The 18,754-nt window shown below is 48.1% G+C and carries 18 protein-coding genes; 7 read left to right on the top strand and 11 right to left on the bottom strand.

All coding sequences use genetic code 11. The features are described from left to right. The first annotated feature begins 78 nt into the window (after window positions 1-78). Window positions 79-900, top strand: coding sequence for an STAS domain-containing protein (locus ACXAD6_RS02585; RefSeq protein WP_474967510.1), 822 nt, complete (start codon window positions 79-81; stop codon window positions 898-900). Window positions 901-1,014: 114 nt separating this feature from the next. On the opposite strand, the gene ACXAD6_RS02580 is transcribed toward ACXAD6_RS02585, so the two are convergent. The 3 genes from ACXAD6_RS02580 to ACXAD6_RS02570 form a co-directional block, all read right to left on the bottom strand. After that, a complete protein-coding gene (locus ACXAD6_RS02580) occupies window positions 1,015-2,319 on the bottom strand; it encodes a Na+/H+ antiporter NhaC family protein (protein ID WP_474967509.1) in 1,305 nt (434 codons plus the stop codon). Window positions 2,320-2,571: 252 nt separating this feature from the next. Next, complete coding sequence (locus ACXAD6_RS02575; protein ID WP_474967508.1) at window positions 2,572-3,957, bottom strand: YjiH family protein; 1,386 nt, start codon at window positions 3,955-3,957, stop codon at window positions 2,572-2,574. A 186-nt stretch (window positions 3,958-4,143) separates the two neighbouring features. After that, window positions 4,144-5,178 (bottom strand): AI-2E family transporter, encoded by a 1,035-nt coding sequence (locus tag ACXAD6_RS02570; protein WP_474967507.1) that lies wholly within the window; start codon window positions 5,176-5,178, stop codon window positions 4,144-4,146. A gap of 367 nt (window positions 5,179-5,545) precedes the next feature. On the opposite strand from ACXAD6_RS02570, the gene fbpA reads away from it, so the two are divergent. Both fbpA and ACXAD6_RS02560 read left to right on the top strand, forming a co-directional pair. Beyond that, window positions 5,546-5,701 (top strand): Fur-regulated basic protein FbpA, encoded by a 156-nt coding sequence (gene fbpA, locus ACXAD6_RS02565; protein ID WP_474967506.1) that lies wholly within the window; start codon window positions 5,546-5,548, stop codon window positions 5,699-5,701. A 19-nt stretch (window positions 5,702-5,720) separates the two neighbouring features. After that, window positions 5,721-6,020, top strand: coding sequence for a MerR family transcriptional regulator (locus ACXAD6_RS02560; RefSeq protein ID WP_027956249.1), 300 nt, complete (start codon window positions 5,721-5,723; stop codon window positions 6,018-6,020). A gap of 68 nt (window positions 6,021-6,088) precedes the next feature. On the opposite strand, the gene ACXAD6_RS02555 is transcribed toward ACXAD6_RS02560, so the two are convergent. The 8 genes from ACXAD6_RS02555 to ACXAD6_RS02520 all read right to left on the bottom strand — a co-directional run bounded on the left by ACXAD6_RS02555 (window position 6,089) and on the right by ACXAD6_RS02520 (window position 15,852). Beyond that, the gene (locus ACXAD6_RS02555; protein ID WP_474967505.1) at window positions 6,089-6,415 is read right to left on the bottom strand and encodes a CHY zinc finger protein; all 327 of its coding nucleotides are present in this window, start codon (window positions 6,413-6,415) and stop codon (window positions 6,089-6,091) included. Window positions 6,416-6,459: 44 nt separating this feature from the next. Continuing rightward, a complete protein-coding gene (locus ACXAD6_RS02550) occupies window positions 6,460-7,653 on the bottom strand; it encodes an MFS transporter (RefSeq protein WP_474967504.1) in 1,194 nt (397 codons plus the stop codon). A gap of 15 nt (window positions 7,654-7,668) precedes the next feature. After that, window positions 7,669-9,309 (bottom strand): SLC13 family permease, encoded by a 1,641-nt coding sequence (locus ACXAD6_RS02545; protein ID WP_474967503.1) that lies wholly within the window; start codon window positions 9,307-9,309, stop codon window positions 7,669-7,671. Window positions 9,310-9,456: 147 nt separating this feature from the next. Then, a complete protein-coding gene (locus tag ACXAD6_RS02540) occupies window positions 9,457-10,734 on the bottom strand; it encodes an exo-beta-N-acetylmuramidase NamZ family protein (RefSeq protein WP_474967502.1) in 1,278 nt (425 codons plus the stop codon). Between the two features lie 26 nt (window positions 10,735-10,760). Next, window positions 10,761-12,839 carry a glycoside hydrolase family 3 protein gene (locus ACXAD6_RS02535; protein WP_474967501.1) on the bottom strand — a complete coding sequence of 693 codons (2,079 nt, stop codon included), beginning with the start codon at window positions 12,837-12,839 and terminating at the stop codon, window positions 10,761-10,763. Between the two features lie 317 nt (window positions 12,840-13,156). After that, a complete protein-coding gene (locus ACXAD6_RS02530) occupies window positions 13,157-14,230 on the bottom strand; it encodes an ABC transporter substrate-binding protein (protein WP_474970348.1) in 1,074 nt (357 codons plus the stop codon). 16 nt (window positions 14,231-14,246) lie between these two features. Further along, window positions 14,247-15,026 carry an ABC transporter ATP-binding protein gene (locus ACXAD6_RS02525; protein WP_474967500.1) on the bottom strand — a complete coding sequence of 260 codons (780 nt, stop codon included), beginning with the start codon at window positions 15,024-15,026 and terminating at the stop codon, window positions 14,247-14,249. 4 nt (window positions 15,027-15,030) lie between these two features. Continuing rightward, on the bottom strand, window positions 15,031-15,852 hold the full coding sequence (locus ACXAD6_RS02520) for an ABC transporter permease (RefSeq protein ID WP_474967499.1): 822 nt from the start codon (window positions 15,850-15,852) through the stop codon (window positions 15,031-15,033). A 128-nt stretch (window positions 15,853-15,980) separates the two neighbouring features. Here ACXAD6_RS02520 and ACXAD6_RS02515 point away from each other — a divergent pair, with 128 nt between their 5' ends. Genes ACXAD6_RS02515 through ACXAD6_RS02500 form a run of 4 tightly spaced genes read left to right on the top strand, consistent with a single transcriptional unit; the run spans window position 15,981 to window position 18,444 of the window. Next, window positions 15,981-16,304 (top strand): PadR family transcriptional regulator, encoded by a 324-nt coding sequence (locus ACXAD6_RS02515; protein ID WP_474967498.1) that lies wholly within the window; start codon window positions 15,981-15,983, stop codon window positions 16,302-16,304. Further along, entirely contained in the window at window positions 16,301-17,164 is an 864-nt protein-coding gene (locus tag ACXAD6_RS02510) for a permease prefix domain 1-containing protein (protein WP_474967497.1), read from the top strand. The genes ACXAD6_RS02515 and ACXAD6_RS02510 overlap by 4 nt, the downstream gene beginning before the upstream one ends. Window positions 17,165-17,176: 12 nt before the next feature. Continuing rightward, the gene (locus ACXAD6_RS02505) at window positions 17,177-17,425 is read left to right on the top strand and encodes a hypothetical protein (RefSeq protein WP_474967496.1); all 249 of its coding nucleotides are present in this window, start codon (window positions 17,177-17,179) and stop codon (window positions 17,423-17,425) included. Window positions 17,426-17,430: 5 nt separating this feature from the next. Next, window positions 17,431-18,444, top strand: coding sequence for a hypothetical protein (locus tag ACXAD6_RS02500; protein WP_474967495.1), 1,014 nt, complete (start codon window positions 17,431-17,433; stop codon window positions 18,442-18,444). Window positions 18,445-18,754: the final 310 nt, after the last annotated feature.

Raw genomic sequence — 18,754 nt, 5'->3', positions numbered from 1 at the left:
TCCGACTGGGAAATTTTAAGTTATAGAACGGTGAAATAGGGTATAGGTACAATAATGCTTATCGGAAGGAGACCAAAGATGGACAGTTTAAACCAAAGACTCGCGCAATACTTTGAAGATAACCAGACGAAACTTGTCAGTGAACTGCTTCCCGCAACATTGGACCAATTAGAAATCGACTATACCGATCAGGAATTGACTTATCACTTCGATATGCTGTCCCTGCTTCTTGATCGTGTGGCGAGAAGTCTTCTGCAGCATCCAGAGGAAACCAACGCCGCCGAAATCGGTTATGATACGAATAATTACCTCTACTCCCGTGGGGTGCTTCTCAAACAGACCGTAGATGTCCTCTGCGTTTTCCGCCTCTCCTTGATGAAGCACATGAGAAAATCAGACATGATCAAGGAAGCGAAGGTGGAAGAGGGCTTTCTCGTTACGGAAGAAGTGGTGACTGCCTTTGATGCAGCGATTCGTGCAACCACAGATAACTATAATAAATTGAAAGAACAAGAACATGAGAAAATCGAGAAGGACTTAAATGAAGTATCAACCCCAGTGGTGCTCATTGATGAATTTCAGGCTGTGCTGCCCCTGGTAGGAGAATTCTCACCGGACCGTTTTGAAGTCGTTAAAGATCATACCCTTCATAAAGTGAAAGAATACGGCCTGCGTCTGTTGTTCATTGATTTCTCCGGCATTGCCACGTTTGATGATGTATTCATTCATGACTTATTCAATCTAACGAAAACCATCAAACTGCTCGGTACGAGGACCGTCCTGACCGGCATCCGGACAGAAATGGCTATGGCTGCCATCGATTCAGAAATCAGCTTCAAAGAGCTGGAAACCTACAATGATTTGAAACAGGCACTGCTGTCCGTCAATCAAGACGGCTAACAAACTTCATTTGAACAGGAGAATGCATTGACCTATCCCCACTTTTCTACATAACCAATGGTCAATCCCAATAAAAAAAGCATCAAGCCAGGGCTTGATGCTTTTTCAAATGCTTTACTTTTGATTTGCATGAGAACGTGGAAACCTGAACAGAATCGCAAGAATTCCTGATAACGCCAGGAGAATGGGATAAAAGGCAAACGGTACAATGCTGACGGGTGATATACTCGCTACACTGGCGGCAGATAAGATCTGCGCCCCATACGGAATCAGCCCCTGCACCGAGCTTGAGAAGATATCAAGCACACTCGCCGATCGTTTAGGGTCAATCCCGAATCGTGAAGAGATTTGTTTAGCAAGCGGACCTGCCGTAATAATAGAAATGGTATTGTTCGCTGTTGACACGTTCACAGCGGCAACAAGGCCGGCGATGCTGAATTCACCGCCACGGCTGGAGCGGGCACGACTGCTGATTTTTTCTAATAGGAAATCGATTCCACCATTTCTGCGGATCAGCTCCACCAGACCTCCAAGAAGGATAACAAGCAGAGAAAGCTCCTGCATCCCGGCAAAACCATCTCCAATGAGAGTGATGAGTTCCATTCCTGAGAAATCCCCCATCAGAAGTCCAATCAGCCCGGCAGAGATCACGCCTCCCATTAAGACGAAGATGACATTAATCCCCATCACAGCAAACACGAGCACTCCAAGATAAGGAAGAACTTTGATGATTTCAAAACTTTGATCTCCCTGCGCGCTCCCCGATGCACCAGCGGTCAATACGCCATATATAACAGCTGTTACAATGGCTGCCGGAAGGACGATGAGAAAGTTGGCGCGGAATTTGTCCTTCATCTTCGTTCCCTGGGTACGGACAGCCGCAATGGTCGTATCAGAGATAATCGATAAGTTATCCCCAAACATCGCCCCACTAATGAGCGCTCCCAGAGTTAATGGAAGGGCCGATCCTGTCTGATCTGCAATACCGACTCCGATCGGCGCCAGCGCGACAATCGTTCCTACAGATGTCCCCATGGAAATGGAGATAAAACACGCAATAAGAAACAGGCCGACAATAAGCAGCTGTCCCGGCAGAACGGCCAGCCCGAGGTTAACTGTCGAATCTACCGCTCCCATCCCTTCAGCGACAGTGGAAAAGGCTCCGGCAAGCAGAAAAATGACGACCATCAGAATGATATTGGAATGCCCGCCTCCCTCCGTAAACTGCTGCAGCTTTGTCTGGAAATCCGTTTTTCTATTCATAAACAGGGCTGTTAAAATCGCTGCAAATATAGCGACCAGCACCGGCATTTGGTAGAAATCTCCGGTCCATATCCCAGAACCGATAAAAAGGACAATAAAGACGAGAAAAGGAATTAAGGCCAAGCCATTTCCCTTGATATTATTTTCTTTTTCCATACATGCTCCTTCTTTCTTCAAGATTAGAATCCTTTCATACTCTACCCTAATTCCCGCGTGGATATCAAGCATGAGAAACATTCCATTCATCACAGCGCCGACTTTTTTTAACGTTGAAGGATAAAAGTCGTAAAGGCCCCCTGAAAATGACAAAAAGAGCCGAAACCTATGAATGTAATGACCTCCCCTATTGAAATAAAATGAAAGGCGCCGCTGAATATCAGCGGCGCCTCTTTTTTATGAACAGCGTGTTTAGAAGAAGAAGAGATGAGCGATCAACGCGGCCACAGGCAGCGTGATTACGGTCCGCTGCAGGAAAATGATGAACAGTTCAAAGAAGTTGATCGGAATTTTAGATTTGATTAACAGAATGCCTATTTCCGACATGTAAATCAACTGCGTAAGAGACATGACTCCGATTATGAAACGGGTCAGCTCTGATTCAATCCCGCTCCCCACAACAGCCGGAAGAAACATGTCAGCAAACCCGACGATCATCGCAGGAGCTGCGGCTGATGCTTCCGGAATCTGGAGCAGCTGCAGCAGAGGCAGAAATGGGTACGATAAATACGTGAAGACGGGCGTGAATTCTGCAGCTACCAGCGCAACCGTTCCAAGAGCCATAACCAACGGAATCAATCCAAGCCAGATATCCAGTACATTATAAACCCCTTTTTTCACAACCGTTCCAGCACTTTTCACTTGATCGGCTTTTTCCACCGCTTTTTCCAATCCCCATCTGAATGAAGAGACTCCCTCCGGAACGACTTCATCAATCTGTTTGCCGACCGGTCCGTAATACGTTTCTTTTTTTCTCGACAGTGGAGGAATACGCGGGCAAATGACCGCAGCTACAATCCCGCAGACGACGACTGTAAAGTAGAAGGCAACGAACCGGTGATCGATATTCAGGAACTTGGCGATCACTAAACTGAAGGCAATGGAAGCAATGGAAAAGTTCGTAGCCACCACGGATGCTTCACGTTTAGAATAATAGCCTCCCTCATACTGCTGGGTCGTCAATAAAACCCCGACCGTCCCGCTCCCCATCCAGGAAGCCATTGCATCGACCGAAGACCGCCCCGGAAGCTTGAACAGGGGATGCATGACCTTCCGCACCACGGTACCGATAAAGTCCATCAGTCCGAATTCCAAAAGCAGCGGCATAAACAAGCTGGCGAACAAAAACCAGACCATCAATACAGGGATCAGATCGTTCAATACGACACCGCCGGTCAAATCCGACTGAATCACCGCCGGGCCCGTCTGGGTGAGAGTCAGAACCGCAAAAACAGCCCCAAAGAAACGGAAAGCCATCCAAAGCGGCCCTACATCAAATAATTGAAACAGGAAGGCCTCCGGTTTTCTCTTTTCCACGGGAACGAATTTCACGATGAACGTTCCGAGTGTCGAGAAGACGATGACCCCTGTCATAAAAGCTGGAATATAAGCAGCCATGGCCCCTTGAAGTCCATCCGCTAGAATTCCGAGCCCGATCGTTACTCTGCCATTGATAGAAATAGGTACGAGAAATAGTAGAATTCCGATGATAGAAGGAAGGATGAATTTCATCCACTGCTTCGTTGTATAAGCAGATGCTCCTGCTGTCTCTTTCATTTTTTCCTGTTGTAGTTCCATGCTTCTTCCTCCTCCGACATTTTTATAAGTATGAGTGCATAAATAAACATTTCTGATATTAAGTAACTATACAATCTATCGAATAAAAATTCAACAGGCTGTTCCGGTAATCCCTGAAACTTCCTTCTTTTTTTCAGAGAACAGCATAAAGAAAGGCCCGGAAGTCATTCTTCCGGGCCTTTCTCTTTATTTAGAATAATAGATTTGATAGGTTTGATAACTGTGTTTCAAAATGACTTTCAGCACTGTATACGTGGGTACAGCTATGATCATACCCACCACTCCGTACAAAGGAGCAGCGACGACAAGCAGCAGAATGACGGTGAGGGGATGAATATTCAGCTTCTCTCCAAAAACATAAGGTGCCACCAGATTCCCCTCCAGCTGCTGCACGACAACAAATATAATGACGACGTAAAACGCCATGGACGGCTCCTGCATGAGAGCCACACCGATCGCAGGCACAGCACCGATGACAGGACCTACAAAGGGAACGATGCAGGCAAACGCTGTAAAGAGTCCGAGAATAAGTGCAAAATCAAGACCGATGATCACGTATCCGATATAGGTAAGCACCCCATCGATTGCTGCCACGGTCACCTGTCCGACAATATAGGACGAAACGGTTTTATCTACATCCCGCAGCAGCTTTTCTCCCCGCGGTTTCAACTTCCCGGGAAGTCCCTTTTTTAAGAAAGGAAGAAGGCGGTCCCCATCCTTCAGTAAAAAGAATAAGACGAAAGGGACAATCACCAGAACCGAAGCGGCTCCGGCAACGGTTGTGAAGATATCGGACATATGGCTGCCGATCTGCTGGGTCAGTCCACCAAAATACTCCGTCACCCTTTGCTGGATATTCGCTGTGGAGACCATGCCCATATCATTCTTTTCCAAAGTGTCCGAGGCTTCTTCCGCAGTCTTTTTCACCTTGTCAGGAAGCTGGGATATATTGTTGATCTGTTTTTGAATGGTTGCATACAAAGCCCAGCCGGCCGCCGTTAACGCACCGCCAATCACAGCAAATACAAGGAGAATCGCCGCCGGTTTAGGAAGATAACGCGTCCTGCTTAAAACCTCCACAACAGGCCGGAGTATGTAAAAAAGAAAACCGGCGATTAAAATCGGATAAAAAAGCGTACCGAAAATGGTCTTTACTGGATAGAGAAATTCCAGCTTTTCAAGAAAATAAATGAGAATCAGGAAAAGTACAGCTCCTGTCACATATTTAAAATATGGATGCTTGATCCACATAAGTATCACATTCCTTTTTTTCTTGTCCTATTCACCTTTTCCCCCTGTGATAAACAGGGATTATTATACTCTTATAAAAAAAAAGCAAGACATACCGGTGCCTGCAGCATTTCATGAATCCAGCAGTTACGACAGACATCTTCCCCGCCGACTTTATCCATTTTAACGGAAGAAGCAGATAAAAGATTCATGAAGGCGACACGGATAATGGAACATCTTCTCACACTCCGAAAAAATATGTTAGATTTTCTAACATAAAGAGTGACAATTAAGACAATTCCCATTAGACTGATTATAACTTAAACAAAAAATGGAATCCGAACGGGAGTGATGTATAATGTCCAACCACTTGCGAGCGGCCGTTGACCAAATGAAAGAATACTATATTCAAAAGTTGATTGAAGCCGGCATCTATCAGGCTGCTGATGAAATACTCTACACCCTCACCTTGACTGAACTGGAAACGCTTGTATCACGATTGAACCGTCCTTAGCCGCCAAGGAGGAGAATGTATGTCGTATAAACATAAAAAGGTTATTTCCATCGGGACAGTCAATGAACTGACCGGGCTTTCCCTGAGACAAATCCGTTATTATGAAGAACGAGGACTTATTTATCCGGAGCGTACCAAACGCGGAACGCGCAAATATTCATTTTCCGATGTAGAAATACTTCTACAGATTGCAGATAAACGCGAGGAAGGTGTGCAGACCTATGAAATCAGGAAGGATCTGCAGAAAACGAAAAAGGGCAAAGTGATGGAACGAATGCTGCGCGGTCAATTAAATGCGCACTTCAAGATGAACAAATAACACGGCAGGCAGTCCCGGCCCCCCCAGGTCCCGGGGCTTTTTTTCTGCACAAAAAAACCGCCCTCCTTTTATGGGCGGCTTTCCATATCAAAATATAATGGATAATGAAGGCTGCAGCGTTCATTGAACCTGTGGCTGCAGGAAGGACAGCTGGATGTATTCATATATGCTTGAATGGTCATCTCATATCCGCAGTTTCCACAGAGAACCGCCCGCTTATTCCATTGTTCCCGGGGCCACCGGGACGGCTTGTGACCGGCATGTTCTTCATGGCAGGACCAGCAGGCATAGTACGTTCCACAGCAGTGGAATTTTAAAGCAATGATATCGATATCGCTGTGGTAATGGACGCAGCGTGTCTGAGCGTCCACTTGAGTTCCTTTAACATCATGCATCGTATCCTCTCCCTCCCTTTATTTTATCACATGAAGAAATCAGATCAGGCCTCTTTATAAAAAGGATAAAGCACGAACAGAACAAGGAGAAGAAAGCCTACACTCAACACCCCATACCATTGAAAATTCTCCCATAAAGTACCCACGGCCGTACTTCCGATGGCCACTCCGAGATAGTAGCTGATCAAATAAAACCCTGACGCTCCGCTCCGGTGGTGGGTCGCTGTTTTGCTGACAAGCGCGGAAGCCATGGAGTGAGCCACAAAAAACCCCATACACAAAAGCGACAGTCCGATCAGGATGCTCCAACCTTCTCTTACAGCAGTAAGAACTGTCCCTATCAGGAAAATCACGACACCGCAGAACATAACCTTCTTCAACCCTGCCTGATCCGAGATCCTGCCTGCAGCTGGAGGGGCCAGCACACCGAAAAGATAGGCGAAGTACGTGAAGGCAATCCACTTCAAAGGCCAGTGGAACGGGTCGCCCTCAAGATAAAAGGGCAGATACGTCCAAACCGCCGTAAAAACAATCTGCATCAAGATGCCAAGAAGAAACAACACAAGCAGCGGGACACTTTTTAAATGGATCAGCATGCCCTTTAAATCCACTACAAGATTTTGTTCGGCTTTTTCAAAGAAACGCTCCTTAGGAAAAAGCCAGAGAAACAAGACGGCAGCCAGTACTCCAAAGGCCGAAAACGACCAGAGGGTCATCTGCCAGTCAAATAAGTCGGTCAAGTAACCTCCGATGACACGTCCTCCCATGCCTCCAAGAGCATTACTGGAAATATACAAGGTCATCGCAAGACCGATATGCCTGTACGACACTTCCTCGCCCAGATACCCCATGGCAGCCGCTGGGATACCAGCCAGGAAGAACCCTTGGATAAAACGGAGCGTCACCATCCATTCAAATTCCGGCATGATCGGGATGAGGATTAAACTGAGAGCTGTGAAAAGGAGAGATCCCCGCATCACAAGCGCCCGTCCGTATCGATCCGCAGCAAAACCAAGAACGAACAGACCGAAAACCATAGCCGTAACACAGGCCGACATCAGCAAACTGGATTGTGTGGCTGTAATATCCAGTTCCGATGTAAAAACCGGAAGCAGCGGCTGAAAGACATAAAGGGTTGAAAATATAGACAAGGAAGCGAGCATCAGCGCGATGGTCACGCGCCAGAAACCCGCTTCTGATGGTGTATAGGGTTGATGCTGTGCAGCAGTCGCTTCCATGACATCCACTTCTTTCTATGAGTTAAAACGTTCCGGAAAAGAGGCCAGGTCCAGATCCCATACCATTGGGAGATAGAAATAGATAGCCAGAGTAATGAGGACAACCGCCACGACATTCAGCAGAAATCCTGCTTTTGCCATATCTGGAATACGAAGATATCCTGAACCAAAAACAACAGCGTTGGGCGGTGTAGCAACGGGCAGCATAAACGCACAGCTCGCAGCCATGCCTGCAGCAATCATTAAACTGTACGGATGAACAGAAATCGCACCGGCCAGAGAAGCCATAATCGGAAACATCATCGTTGCCGTTGCTGTGTTGGACGTAATCTCTGTCAAGAAAATCACCATGGCTGTGACAATGACGATAATCACCAGTAGATTGACCCCGTCAAGCACGGTCAGCTGGGTCCCGATCCACTCCGCCAGACCAGTTTCCTGAAATCCGGACGCAATGGCAAGGCCCGCCCCGAACAAAAGGAGAATTCCCCATGGCAGCCCTTTTGCTGTATCCCAGTCAAGCAGATAGTCCCCTTTTCTATTCGACGAAGGAATGAGGAACAACAGCACAGCCGCTGTCATGGCAATCATCGTATCATTGATATTTTCGTTGATTTGAGCGAGAAAAAAGGAACGGGATATCCAGGCAGCCGCTGTAAGCGTAAAAACAGCCATGACGATTTTCTCCTCGGATGACATCGCCCCCAGCTCTTTCCTTTCCTTGTTGATCACCTTGCGTCCGCCCGGCAGCTCTTTGATTTTCATCGGGTAAGCGATCTTTACTAAGTAAAACCACGCCAAAGCGATAAAGATAACCGAAACAGGGACACCAAAGGCCATCCAGCCGGCAAAACTGATCTCAATATTGTACGTCTGCTCCACGATTCCTTTGAAAATCGTATTCGGGGGCGTTCCGATCAGCGTTGCCAGCCCACCGATGGAAGCACTATAAGCGACACCAAGCATGACGGCTTTCCCGAAGTTGAAATTACTGTGATCCACGGTTTCTCCCTGTTTTTTCAGTTGTTCAGAAGCCTGATAGATAACAGCCATACCGATCGGCACCATCATCATCGCTGTGGCAGTGTTGGAAATCCAGGCGGACAACAGACCGGTCGCAACCATAAACCCGAGTACAATCTGTTCTGTACTGGTCCCGACCGCATTAATAATGAACAAAGCTATCCGTTTATGAAGGTTCCATTTCTGCATGGATAATGCAATAAGGAAACCGCCCATAAAAAGAAAAATCGTATTATCGCCATAAGAGGAAGCTGTCGTTCCCCCATCAAGCCCTCCTGTAATCGGGAAAAGGACGAGGGGAAGCAGCGATGTCGCCGGAATGGGTACAGCCTCGGTAATCCACCATGTCGCAATCCAAAGGGTGCTGGCAAGGACTGCCACCGCACTGGCGGACAATCCATCCGCCTCCAGAAATAACAGCGTGAGCAGAAACAAAAGCGGCCCGAGTACAAGTCCGATTCTCTGTCTCCTATCAAAAGCTGGTCCAGGTTCTTCCTCGCTCGAGGCCGACGGTGCACCTGCACTTCCTGTGGAACCTGATCCCCCTGAGGCGAATGTCAGCAGCTCCTTCGCTTCTCGATGAAGCACCCACATCCGATTCCATACGTTTTTAAGTAAAGCCGTTTGACTCATGACCTTCCCCTCTCTCCCGCACATTTTTTGTCAAATATGTATGAATATTTACAAATTTTATCACAAGGTACCCTTGAATGTAAAAATAACGCTTACAAAGAAAAGAACTCCTGCCCCCATTAACTACTTCTGAGGCAGGAGCTTCCATTATTTATAAAGGAGGTAATCTTCTCTCAAATCATTGAAGTCTTCCAGGTCTTCTTCCCACTCTTCCTGGATATCTTCCACCGATCTGCCGTTTTCGACCGCTTCACGCACCCAGCCATTTCCAATCAAATAATCAAAGAAGGAAATACCTGAACTGTTCTCTGCACGGAAAGCGAAATCATCCGGATACAGATCATGAATGGTCTTTACGAGGGTCAGACCTGTTTCCACTGCTTTGTATTCATCCCGGTCGGTCACATGAATCTGCACGCCATGAGATAATTCTCCTGCATGCTTGGAAAAGGACGGGGTAAAGGAAGCGGCACGGAACATTACCCCCGGCAGATGATTGGCGTTCATGGCCTCAGCCAGCTCCGTACTGTTTATGAATGGCGCACCGATCAGCTCGAACGGCCGGGTCGTTCCCCGCCCTTCCGATACATTCGTCCCTTCGATCAACGCCGCTCCCGGATACACGTAGGCGGTGTCCACCGTCGGCATATTCGGTGATGGAGCGACAAAGGAAAGGCCTGTATCGTCATAGTCCATCTTGCGCTTCCATCCTTTCATTTCAATCACTTCCAAGTCAGCACCGATGTCATATTCTTCGTTGAAAAGCATCGCCAGCTCCCCGACTGTCATGCCGTGACGAAGCGGGATAGGGTAATTCCCTACAAACGATTGATAATCCATATCCAGCACCGGCCCCTCGACCGTGTCTCCGCTGATCGGGTTGGGACGATCCAGGACAATGAAAGGAATGTCATTTTCCTGTGCCGCTTCCATTGCATAGGCCATCGTATAAATGTACGTATAGAAGCGTGTACCTGCATCCTGGATATCAAACATCAGTACATCAATATCTTCAAGCATCTCAGGAGTCGGCTTCCGCGTCTCCCCATATAAGCTGTACACCGGAAGACCGGTCTGTTCATCGGTATAGAATTCCACATATTCCCCGGCCTGAGCACTCCCTCTGACTCCATGCTCCGGGCCATAGAGAGCCGTCAAGTCGATATCCTCGTCCTTATGGAGCCGGTCGACAATGCTGTTCAAGTCCTTATCCACACCTGTCGGATTCGTAATCAGGCCGACTTTTTTCCCTTCAATCAGCTCTTTCTTATCATCAAGCAGGACTTCCACCCCAAGCTTCAAGGCTTTTCCATTTTTATAATGTCCTTTATGCTTCCCATTGCTTCCATTGTGATCCGCCGTTACAACAGAAAATGTCGTCCAAGTCATGATCAGCACAAGTGCCGCAGCCAGCCATTTTTTCAAATGAACCTCTCCCCTTTTTTTAAAATTCAGTAACTCATTCCTGTTCCATAGTCATACAGCACACCGTTTTCCCCTGGAATGGTCACCGGAAGTGTTCCTGAAGGATGATTATCCCCGAAAATAGTCGACGCAGTGGCTGAGAAACTCGCATCCCTGAACCCGTACTGAGCGATATAAGCGTCCACTTCCGGATAAGCCATCACATCATAAGGATTTCTGATCCCGACGCCGATGACCGGTCCTTCGGCGATCTCCAGAATTTCCTGCATCCGCTGCATCTGCGGGTGATTCTGTGATCTCGTCCAGACATTATACGTATAGGTGCCCGCAATGACATAATCCGCTTCTTGAAGAGCCGTCCGCTCTTCGGACGTAAAGGCCTCAGAATTGTGATCAATCAACGTGGTCCGGTCATGGATCTTCTTCACAGCCTCTGCTAAGGAGGAGCTGAATGAATCACCGACAACGACGATGTTATCGTCTGTCTCTGCCTGAAGCGGCAGGACTTCCTCGTTCTTCACAAGAGTGATGGATTTCTCTGCGGCTTCCTTTTCCACCTGCCTATGTTCTTCTGAACCGACGACTTCTTCGGCATGCGCTACTTGTTCCTCAAGCGCAGGCGGCTGTTCAGATTTGATGATGCCCCGTTTGATTTTCAGAGTGAGAATCCGCTCTACAGAATTCTCAATGGTTTTCATTTCGATCTCCCCTGTGTCAACAGCCTCATAAATTCCACCCGCCACTTCTTCGAGTCCTACCGGCATAAGGACGATGTCTGTTCCGGCATTAATGGCGCGGATCACCGCATCCACAGGCCCAAAATGTTCCTGAATCGCATTCATATTCAACGCATCTGTAATCACAAGGCCTTCATAGCCCATCTCCTCACGCATCAGACCCGTCAGCACTTTTTCTGACAAAGTGGCCGGCAGAGCGATTTCTTCGCCGTCCTTTTTGGAAACGACTTTCGTATCATCGATTTCCGCGAAAGTGACATGAGCCGTCATGACAGCATCAATCCCGGCATCCATCACCTGTTGGAAGGGATACAATTCCACTTCCTTCAACCGTTCCTTGTCATACGGTACTTCCGGGAGACCGATATGGGAATCGACAGCCGTGTCCCCGTGCCCCGGAAAGTGCTTCGCTGTGGCGGCAACACCTGTTTCCTGAAGGCCTGACATATAAGCCTGTCCCATATCTGCCACAAGCTCGGGATTTCCGCCGAAGGACCTTACCCCGATGACCGGGTTATCCGGGTTGTTATTGACATCCATATCAGGTGCCAGGTTCATATTGATACCAAGAGCAGACAGCTCTTCCCCGATCGCCCGGCCTACATCCTGACTGATGTTTTCCGAACGTGTGGCTCCTAAAGCCATATTCCCCGGGAAATCCGTCCCGGACTGCAGACGGGTCACAATTCCGCCTTCCTGATCAATTGTGACAAGCAGTCCATATTTCTCAGCCGCCGCCTGATAGTCCGCCACAAGCTCTGTCGTCTGAGCGGTTGTTACGACATTCTCCCTGAATAAGATGACTCCGCCAAGATGATACTCCTTTACGAGATCTTCAATTTCAGGAAGCATTTTGGTAACATTCTCCCCGTTCCAATTCCGGAAGTCAGGCATCAGCATCTGACCGACTTTTTCTTTCATCGACATGTTCTCCATCGCATGGTGAACCAGGTCGTATTTCTGCCCTCTATTTTTTTGAATTTGGATTTCCGACTGTTTTTTACCACCTTTAACGTAGACGAAAATCCAATCTTTATCCCGTCCATTCGATACAGCAACCCAGGATCTACCAGGCTTCCCTGTGAAGGTCAGCTGCCCCTTGTCATCCACCTGGACCACCTTCTTATTCGAAGCTGCCCATGACAGCCCCTCTTCAACCTTTTTAAACGATCCATCCCCGTACACATGTAAGGCCGTTAAGTCGAACTGTCCATCTTTCACAGTCACATCCGCCTGTGGAACATTTTCGAGGAGCATGAGTTCCGGTCTCTCCGTTTCCTCTTCTGCCTTTACAGCCCCTTGTCCCGGGGGAAGTGCAAGACCGAGCACCAGCACAAACAAGGCACTCCACTTTCCAATTGTCTTCATCTGCCATTCCTCCTTATCCTTATTTATTTGTAAAAGGGCCACGGGTATCCGGAGCCGCTTCTGCAAAACGTTGAGATCGGAAAAAGACGGTCTATGTACAAACTTTTTGAAAGCGTTTGCAAATTGTGATAAAAGCGTAACGAATTATGATATAGTCGTCTATACCACTTTAGGCCCTGATCAGTCGCAAACTCCTGTTTTTCCCATCCCTTCCTAATGCGTCCAATGAATCATTTTGAAATGTTATGTCAAAAATGATGAAATATTTTGTAAATAAAGTACAAAGGGCACCCCTGGTGTCAGGAATGCCTTTTTCTTTACCGGCCGTACATACCGATTTCCTCTAATGCGCGATCCGTCAGCGATGTATCAACAGCTTGATCAAAATCCACATCACCACTTATGGCACCGTTCTCCTTGTACATCGCAAACTGCTTTTGAATATCTTCAACAAACATCCGGCCGTCGGGATCAAGACCCGTGACACCGACCTTCTTCCATATAGCCGGGTCTTTGAGAGCCGTATGTTTCGTCATCATTCCAATCACTTCATCCAATCCCTCCCCGTATAGGAAGGCGTCGTTATAATCACGGATCCCTTTTAAATACGCTGCCATGAACCGGACAGAAACTTCTTCTTCTTTTTCAACGAAGTCCGGTGACCCGAGAACCATAGCAATTTGAGCGTCGGGGGCATAATCGGTCGCATCTTTAAAGCGGACGTGAAGACCCTGCGCCTCGCCCTGGGTGATTAAAGGTTCGATCTGCAAGGCTGCATCGATCGACTTGCTGCCCATTGCTGCCAGCATATTCCCAAAATCGGACATCAGGACGAGCTCGACATCATCCTCTGTCAGACCGGCATGCTCAAGCATTCTTTGAAAAATGTAATCATCGACAGCATTCCTTGAAGAGACCGCAATCCGCTTCCCTTTCAAATCGGCATACTCCTGAATCTCCTCCTGCAGATCTTCGCGGATAACGAAGCTGAAATAAGAATTCCCTTCAAAGTAATGCCCTTTGTCGGCAATGATCTTTACATCAATGCCTTGGGCGATCGCGTTAAAGAAGGACGCTGTCGAGACACCACCGGCGATATCCACTTCTCCGGCGGCAAGAGCCGGAAGCATATCATCACTATTGGCAAAACTTGTAAACCGGATATCAATATTGTAATCTTCAAAATATCCTTTTTCCTTCGCAATGTAAAAGCCGGCCCCGGAAGCCGCACCATCCTCTGCAATGACGACCGTCGTTTTCTTCTCAAGCGGCTCCATATCTCCTGAAGGCGGGGGGCCTTCCCTCTGTTTCTCTTCCTCTACGGCGCCACAGCCGAACAGAAGAAAAAGGAATAATAAAAACGAAAGCAGGTGACAGACTTTTTTCACCATCATATTCCGACTCCTTTCAAATAGGGGAACGCGACTGCTGCACTTCGTTCTGCAGATGGTTCCAGACGCTGACAAAATGAGCGGCCATTTCCGGGTCAGAGCGGATCTGCTCCATCGTCCGTGGTCTTGGTGACTGGATATGGATTTCCTTAATGATCCTTCCCGGCTGCGCACTCATTAAAAGGATCCGGTCACTGAGAAGGAGGGCTTCATCAATGCTGTGGGTAATAAACAAGACCGTCTTTTTGGTTTCAGCCCAGATTGACAGCAGCTCTTCCTGCAGAATGAATTTGTTCTGCTCATCCAAGGCAGCAAAGGGTTCATCCATCAGAAGGATTTCCGGGTCATTGGCAAATGCTCTTGCAATGCTGACTCTCTGCTTCATCCCACCCGACAGTTCACGGGGATACAACTCGGAAAACTTTTCCAAGCCCGTTTTTTTGAGGTAATACGCTGTGCGCTCCTTTGTCACTTCATCAGGCGTGCGTCTCATCTTCAGACCGAAGCTCACATTCCCTTCCACTGTCAGCCATGGAATAACCCCCCGTTCCTGAAAAACCATGGACTGAAGTGGGCGCCCGTCTTTCTCCCTTGTGATGGCAAACGAGCCGGCACTCGGCTTTTCCAGCTCTGCCAATATTCGGAGAAGGGTCGTTTTTCCACAGCCGCTCGGACCGAGCAGGCAGATGAATTCACCGTCCTCGATGTTCATCGATATGTTTTCCAGCGCTGTTACTTTCGCATCTTTTTTATAAAATACTTTCGTTAAATCGTTCATGACGATTTTCGTACTCATTGGATCACCTCCATGGAAGAAGCTTCACCTGCAGGCCGCGCAGCAGAACTGAGAATAGGTAACCGAAGAACGAAATCACGATCAGCCCGACATACATCTCCTTCAACAGAAATGCTTTATAGGACGTCCAAATAAGATAACCGATTCCTGAATTTGCTCCCATCATTTCAGCAGCCACAATCGTCAACAGGGCAATCGCCTGCCCCATCTGGATACCTTCGAGCATGACAGGCAGAGACCCCGGGAGGGCGATTTTGAAGAAAAACTGTCTGGACCCCGCCCCGTAATTCTTTGCTACATCCAGATAAATCCGGTCGATGTTCGTCACCCCGGCCACGGTGTTGATGACAACTGGAAAAAAGACACTGCCGGCAATCGTTACAATCTTCGAAACTTCGCCGACCCCAAACATAATAATGATGATCGGCAGCAGCGCAAGCGTAGGGATGGGCATAACAGCCATAATCAACGGAGAGAGAAAATGGCGTGCCGGTGAATACAACCCCATAAATAAACCGATCGCCACCGCCGGGATAACCCCGAGTAAAAATCCTGAAGCAATCCGAAACAGGGAAATTCCAATATGATGAAACAGCTCACCGCTCTGCCCCAGCTCCCAAAATGTGAAGAGAATGGCACTCGGGGGTGGAAAGAAACGGGCATCGATCCATCCCATCCGCGAAAAACATTCCCAGACCAGAAGCAGGAAAACCGGTGATGACACCGTCAGAGCCTGCTTCAAGCGCTGCTGACGCTGTCTCTGCTTCCATTCCTGCTGTTCCATTTGAACCGGATCATCGCGGATCTCCTTAGCGCGATGTATCATCTTTCACCACCTCAATGGATACTGTATGTGCGAAGGCCCAGATGTGTGAGTTTTCCATTTATCCCCTTGTTAAACGAGGTGCCTCGTTATACAATGGTTTTAGAATAATTTGGAAAAGGTGTGAATCTATGGACCGGGAAATCATGAAAGGCAGCATCGATATTCTCATGTTGAACTTAGTCAACCGCAGAGACATGTATGGCTATGAGATTGTCAAACACCTGAAGGAGCAGAGTGACCAGCTTTACAATATGAGCGAAGGCACCCTCTATCCCGCTCTGAAACGACTGGAACGCAAAGAATGGCTGACGTCTTATTGGTCCGAAACAACCGGAGGACGGAGGAAATACTACCGCATCACCGATGAAGGCCGCACCATCCTGCAGCAGAAGCTTCAGGAATGGAAAAGTGTCAGCGACCTTATTTCTAAGACGTCGGAGGACCTGGCATGAAAAGAATTGAAAAGCATGTCGATCACATATTGAAGGAAATGCAGAGCACGAAAGAAGAACGGGAGGAAATCCGTGAAGAATTGACCACTCACCTTACGAGCGCCAAACAAAAGTATATCGATGAGGGTGAAAATGAAAAAAGAGCGGAGAAACTGGCCATCAAGGATTTTGGGGATGCCGGCATGATCGGGGGCGGTATCCAGGAAAGTCTGTACCCTTTCCAACGGGGACTGCTTTACTTGATCGGGTCCGGTACCATCCTGCTTGGTATCTTCATTCACCTTACAGCGACGTTCTCGTTCGGGGACCCCTGGCCTGGATGGCTTGCCATCCAGCTGTCACTCGGAATGCTCGTCGTTTTGACTGCCATCAACATAGCCTGGACCGGCCGGCATTATTGGTCCGTCAATGTGATTGTGTTCCTGACAATGTTATGGAATGCGTTCAACTATATGGTCGTACCCCCGTTTTATCAGCTGCAGGTCATCTTCATGAGCTTTTTCATAACCCTTCTTGTCCTCTTCTGCCTTGTTTTTATCGTACGGAATTCGTATAACGCTACTACGAGTCCTTCTGCTGATAAAAAAGAGCGGACAGTGACAACAATCAGCCACACCGTCAACCTTATCTATGGAGTGATGATCTCCGGGGCCGGTTTGTTCACCACATGGGGAGCGCTTGTTTTCGGCGGCATGAATGCCAGGGTCTTCCTCCCTTTGACAGCTGTAGCGGCCTGGCTGGCTTTCTACAAATATCAAATGAACATGATTGGAAGAAAGCCTGTCACAGCCATTTTTACCGGTCTATTGTTCTGCGCTCTGCTTGCAGGCCTGCCACTTACAATATTGAGTTGGATATAAAGGAGGATCTTTATGATTGATCTGCTTATTACGCTGGCCTGGTCGGTCTTTTTCTTATTCCTTATCATTGCAGGGTCGTTGGTGTGGATGAAAAAAAGAAAGGCTCTGCTTCTAACCACACAAGCCTTGACCGGGTACGGAGCTTTCATCCTTCTGGTTGGTTTACTGTTTCATTTAATCATAGGCATTTACGGAGTGATCTTCCTTCTATCCGGAGCCGTTTCGCACGTTTTATCGAAAGACTATGCTAAAGGAAGGTGAAGCTGTTGTCGCTGGTAAAGAAAAACATCCTGTTCATTAGCAGTATGGCCGTGCTGTTCGGCTTGTTGTACTGGACCGGGACATTCGCTGATTCTTCCGGCGGTCCGACCGGTCTCGGAGAAGCCCCTGATCTTTCCCATGATGATGAATCCATCGTCTTCACCTACCATCAGGACGGACACGGGAGTCTGTATACCGTTTCTTCCAGCGGTGGTGAAGCCGAGCGGTTGACGGAACCAGAGAAGGGAAAAGACGATACGCGTCCCGTTTTCGCTTCAGACGGGAAAGTCGCCTTTATCCGTCAATGGGAAGGCGATGTCCACCACCATCAACAGTTGATGCTGTGGGAGGAAGGGAAAACCACTCCTCTGCTTGATGAGGAAACGTACGTATCAGATATGAGTTTCTCTCCGGACGGCACCCGGTTATACCTTTTGAAAAATGAAGAATATAAGGACGTCTATGATGATGGCCGCACCCAGCCGACGGAATTCGATGTCTATAAACTGGCCATCGAATCCGGAGAAATGGAAGAGGTCACCGACTTGAATTCGGTCTCCATCAATTCTCTGCAGGTCATCAGCGAAGAGGAGCTGCTTTATAAACTGGATTATGAAAAGCATGCCATCGAGCGCCTTCAATTACCATCCGGAGAAACGACGACGATGTGGCCGGAATCCCTGTCCTATTCGAAAGCCCAGGAGCCGGTCGTCAGCGGCCCGCGCTTATCCCCTGATGGAAACACGGTCGCCTTTTCCGATGTGGCCTCCACAAATGAAAAAGGCACCTTCGAATATGAAATCTTCACGATGACTCCCAATGGGGAAAACATCAAGCAGATTACAAAAAGCTCCGTTCAGGCAGGGCATCCCCTGTTTTTCCGTTCGTCTGACCAGATTCTCTACACGATCGACCGGAACTTCGCAGGACGCGAACCCCAACGGGAATACTGGACCGTCGACACAGATGGAACAGACCGGAGACAGCTGAACATCACCATTCCATCTTCCGAGCAATAAAAAAAGCCCCGGAACCGGGGATCTATTAATCAGAAATGCCGATTACCAGGTGAAACCAACTCTATTCAAAATAGATGTACACCAAGCAGCCTACGAATGTCACGAGGAGCGTTCGGTTGTGACGCCTGCGGGAACAGCGCGAGCCGAAGATCCACTTGGGCAGGTGATTTTCCTGTCCAAGTCAGCTGAGGCCGTGCCCGCGGCAAGCATCCACCGATAAGCGGAACGTGACATCACTAAATGACGAGACAAAAAGAAGTCCAGTCTTCTATTTTACAGAACGCCGGACTTCTTTGTACTACGAAACAAA

This window comes from Halobacillus sp. ABH2_015, from assembly GCF_056158945.1.
The sequence above is the reverse complement of the archived record's forward strand: the minus strand, read 5'-3'. Positions and strand labels throughout refer to the sequence as shown.

Excerpts from the sequence above, each read along its gene's own strand:
- fbpA (WP_474967506.1), top strand. The coding sequence starts at position 5,546 with ATGTCCAACCACTTGCGAGCGGCCGTTGACCAAATGAAAGAATACTAT.
- ACXAD6_RS02515 (WP_474967498.1), top strand. The coding sequence starts at position 15,981 with ATGGACCGGGAAATCATGAAAGGCAGCATCGATATTCTCATGTTGAAC.
- ACXAD6_RS02510 (WP_474967497.1), top strand. The coding sequence starts at position 16,301 with ATGAAAAGAATTGAAAAGCATGTCGATCACATATTGAAGGAAATGCAG.
- ACXAD6_RS02505 (WP_474967496.1), top strand. The coding sequence starts at position 17,177 with ATGATTGATCTGCTTATTACGCTGGCCTGGTCGGTCTTTTTCTTATTC.
- ACXAD6_RS02525 (WP_474967500.1), bottom strand. The coding sequence starts at position 15,026 with ATGAGTACGAAAATCGTCATGAACGATTTAACGAAAGTATTTTATAAA.
- ACXAD6_RS02580 (WP_474967509.1), bottom strand. The coding sequence starts at position 2,319 with ATGGAAAAAGAAAATAATATCAAGGGAAATGGCTTGGCCTTAATTCCT.
- ACXAD6_RS02530 (WP_474970348.1), bottom strand. The coding sequence starts at position 14,230 with ATGGTGAAAAAAGTCTGTCACCTGCTTTCGTTTTTATTATTCCTTTTT.
- ACXAD6_RS02560 (WP_027956249.1), top strand. The coding sequence starts at position 5,721 with ATGTCGTATAAACATAAAAAGGTTATTTCCATCGGGACAGTCAATGAA.
- ACXAD6_RS02535 (WP_474967501.1), bottom strand. The coding sequence starts at position 12,839 with ATGAAGACAATTGGAAAGTGGAGTGCCTTGTTTGTGCTGGTGCTCGGT.
- ACXAD6_RS02575 (WP_474967508.1), bottom strand. The coding sequence starts at position 3,957 with ATGGAACTACAACAGGAAAAAATGAAAGAGACAGCAGGAGCATCTGCT.
- ACXAD6_RS02585 (WP_474967510.1), top strand. The coding sequence starts at position 79 with ATGGACAGTTTAAACCAAAGACTCGCGCAATACTTTGAAGATAACCAG.
- ACXAD6_RS02520 (WP_474967499.1), bottom strand. The coding sequence starts at position 15,852 with ATGATACATCGCGCTAAGGAGATCCGCGATGATCCGGTTCAAATGGAA.
- ACXAD6_RS02545 (WP_474967503.1), bottom strand. The coding sequence starts at position 9,309 with ATGAGTCAAACGGCTTTACTTAAAAACGTATGGAATCGGATGTGGGTG.
- ACXAD6_RS02550 (WP_474967504.1), bottom strand. The coding sequence starts at position 7,653 with ATGGAAGCGACTGCTGCACAGCATCAACCCTATACACCATCAGAAGCG.
- ACXAD6_RS02555 (WP_474967505.1), bottom strand. The coding sequence starts at position 6,415 with ATGCATGATGTTAAAGGAACTCAAGTGGACGCTCAGACACGCTGCGTC.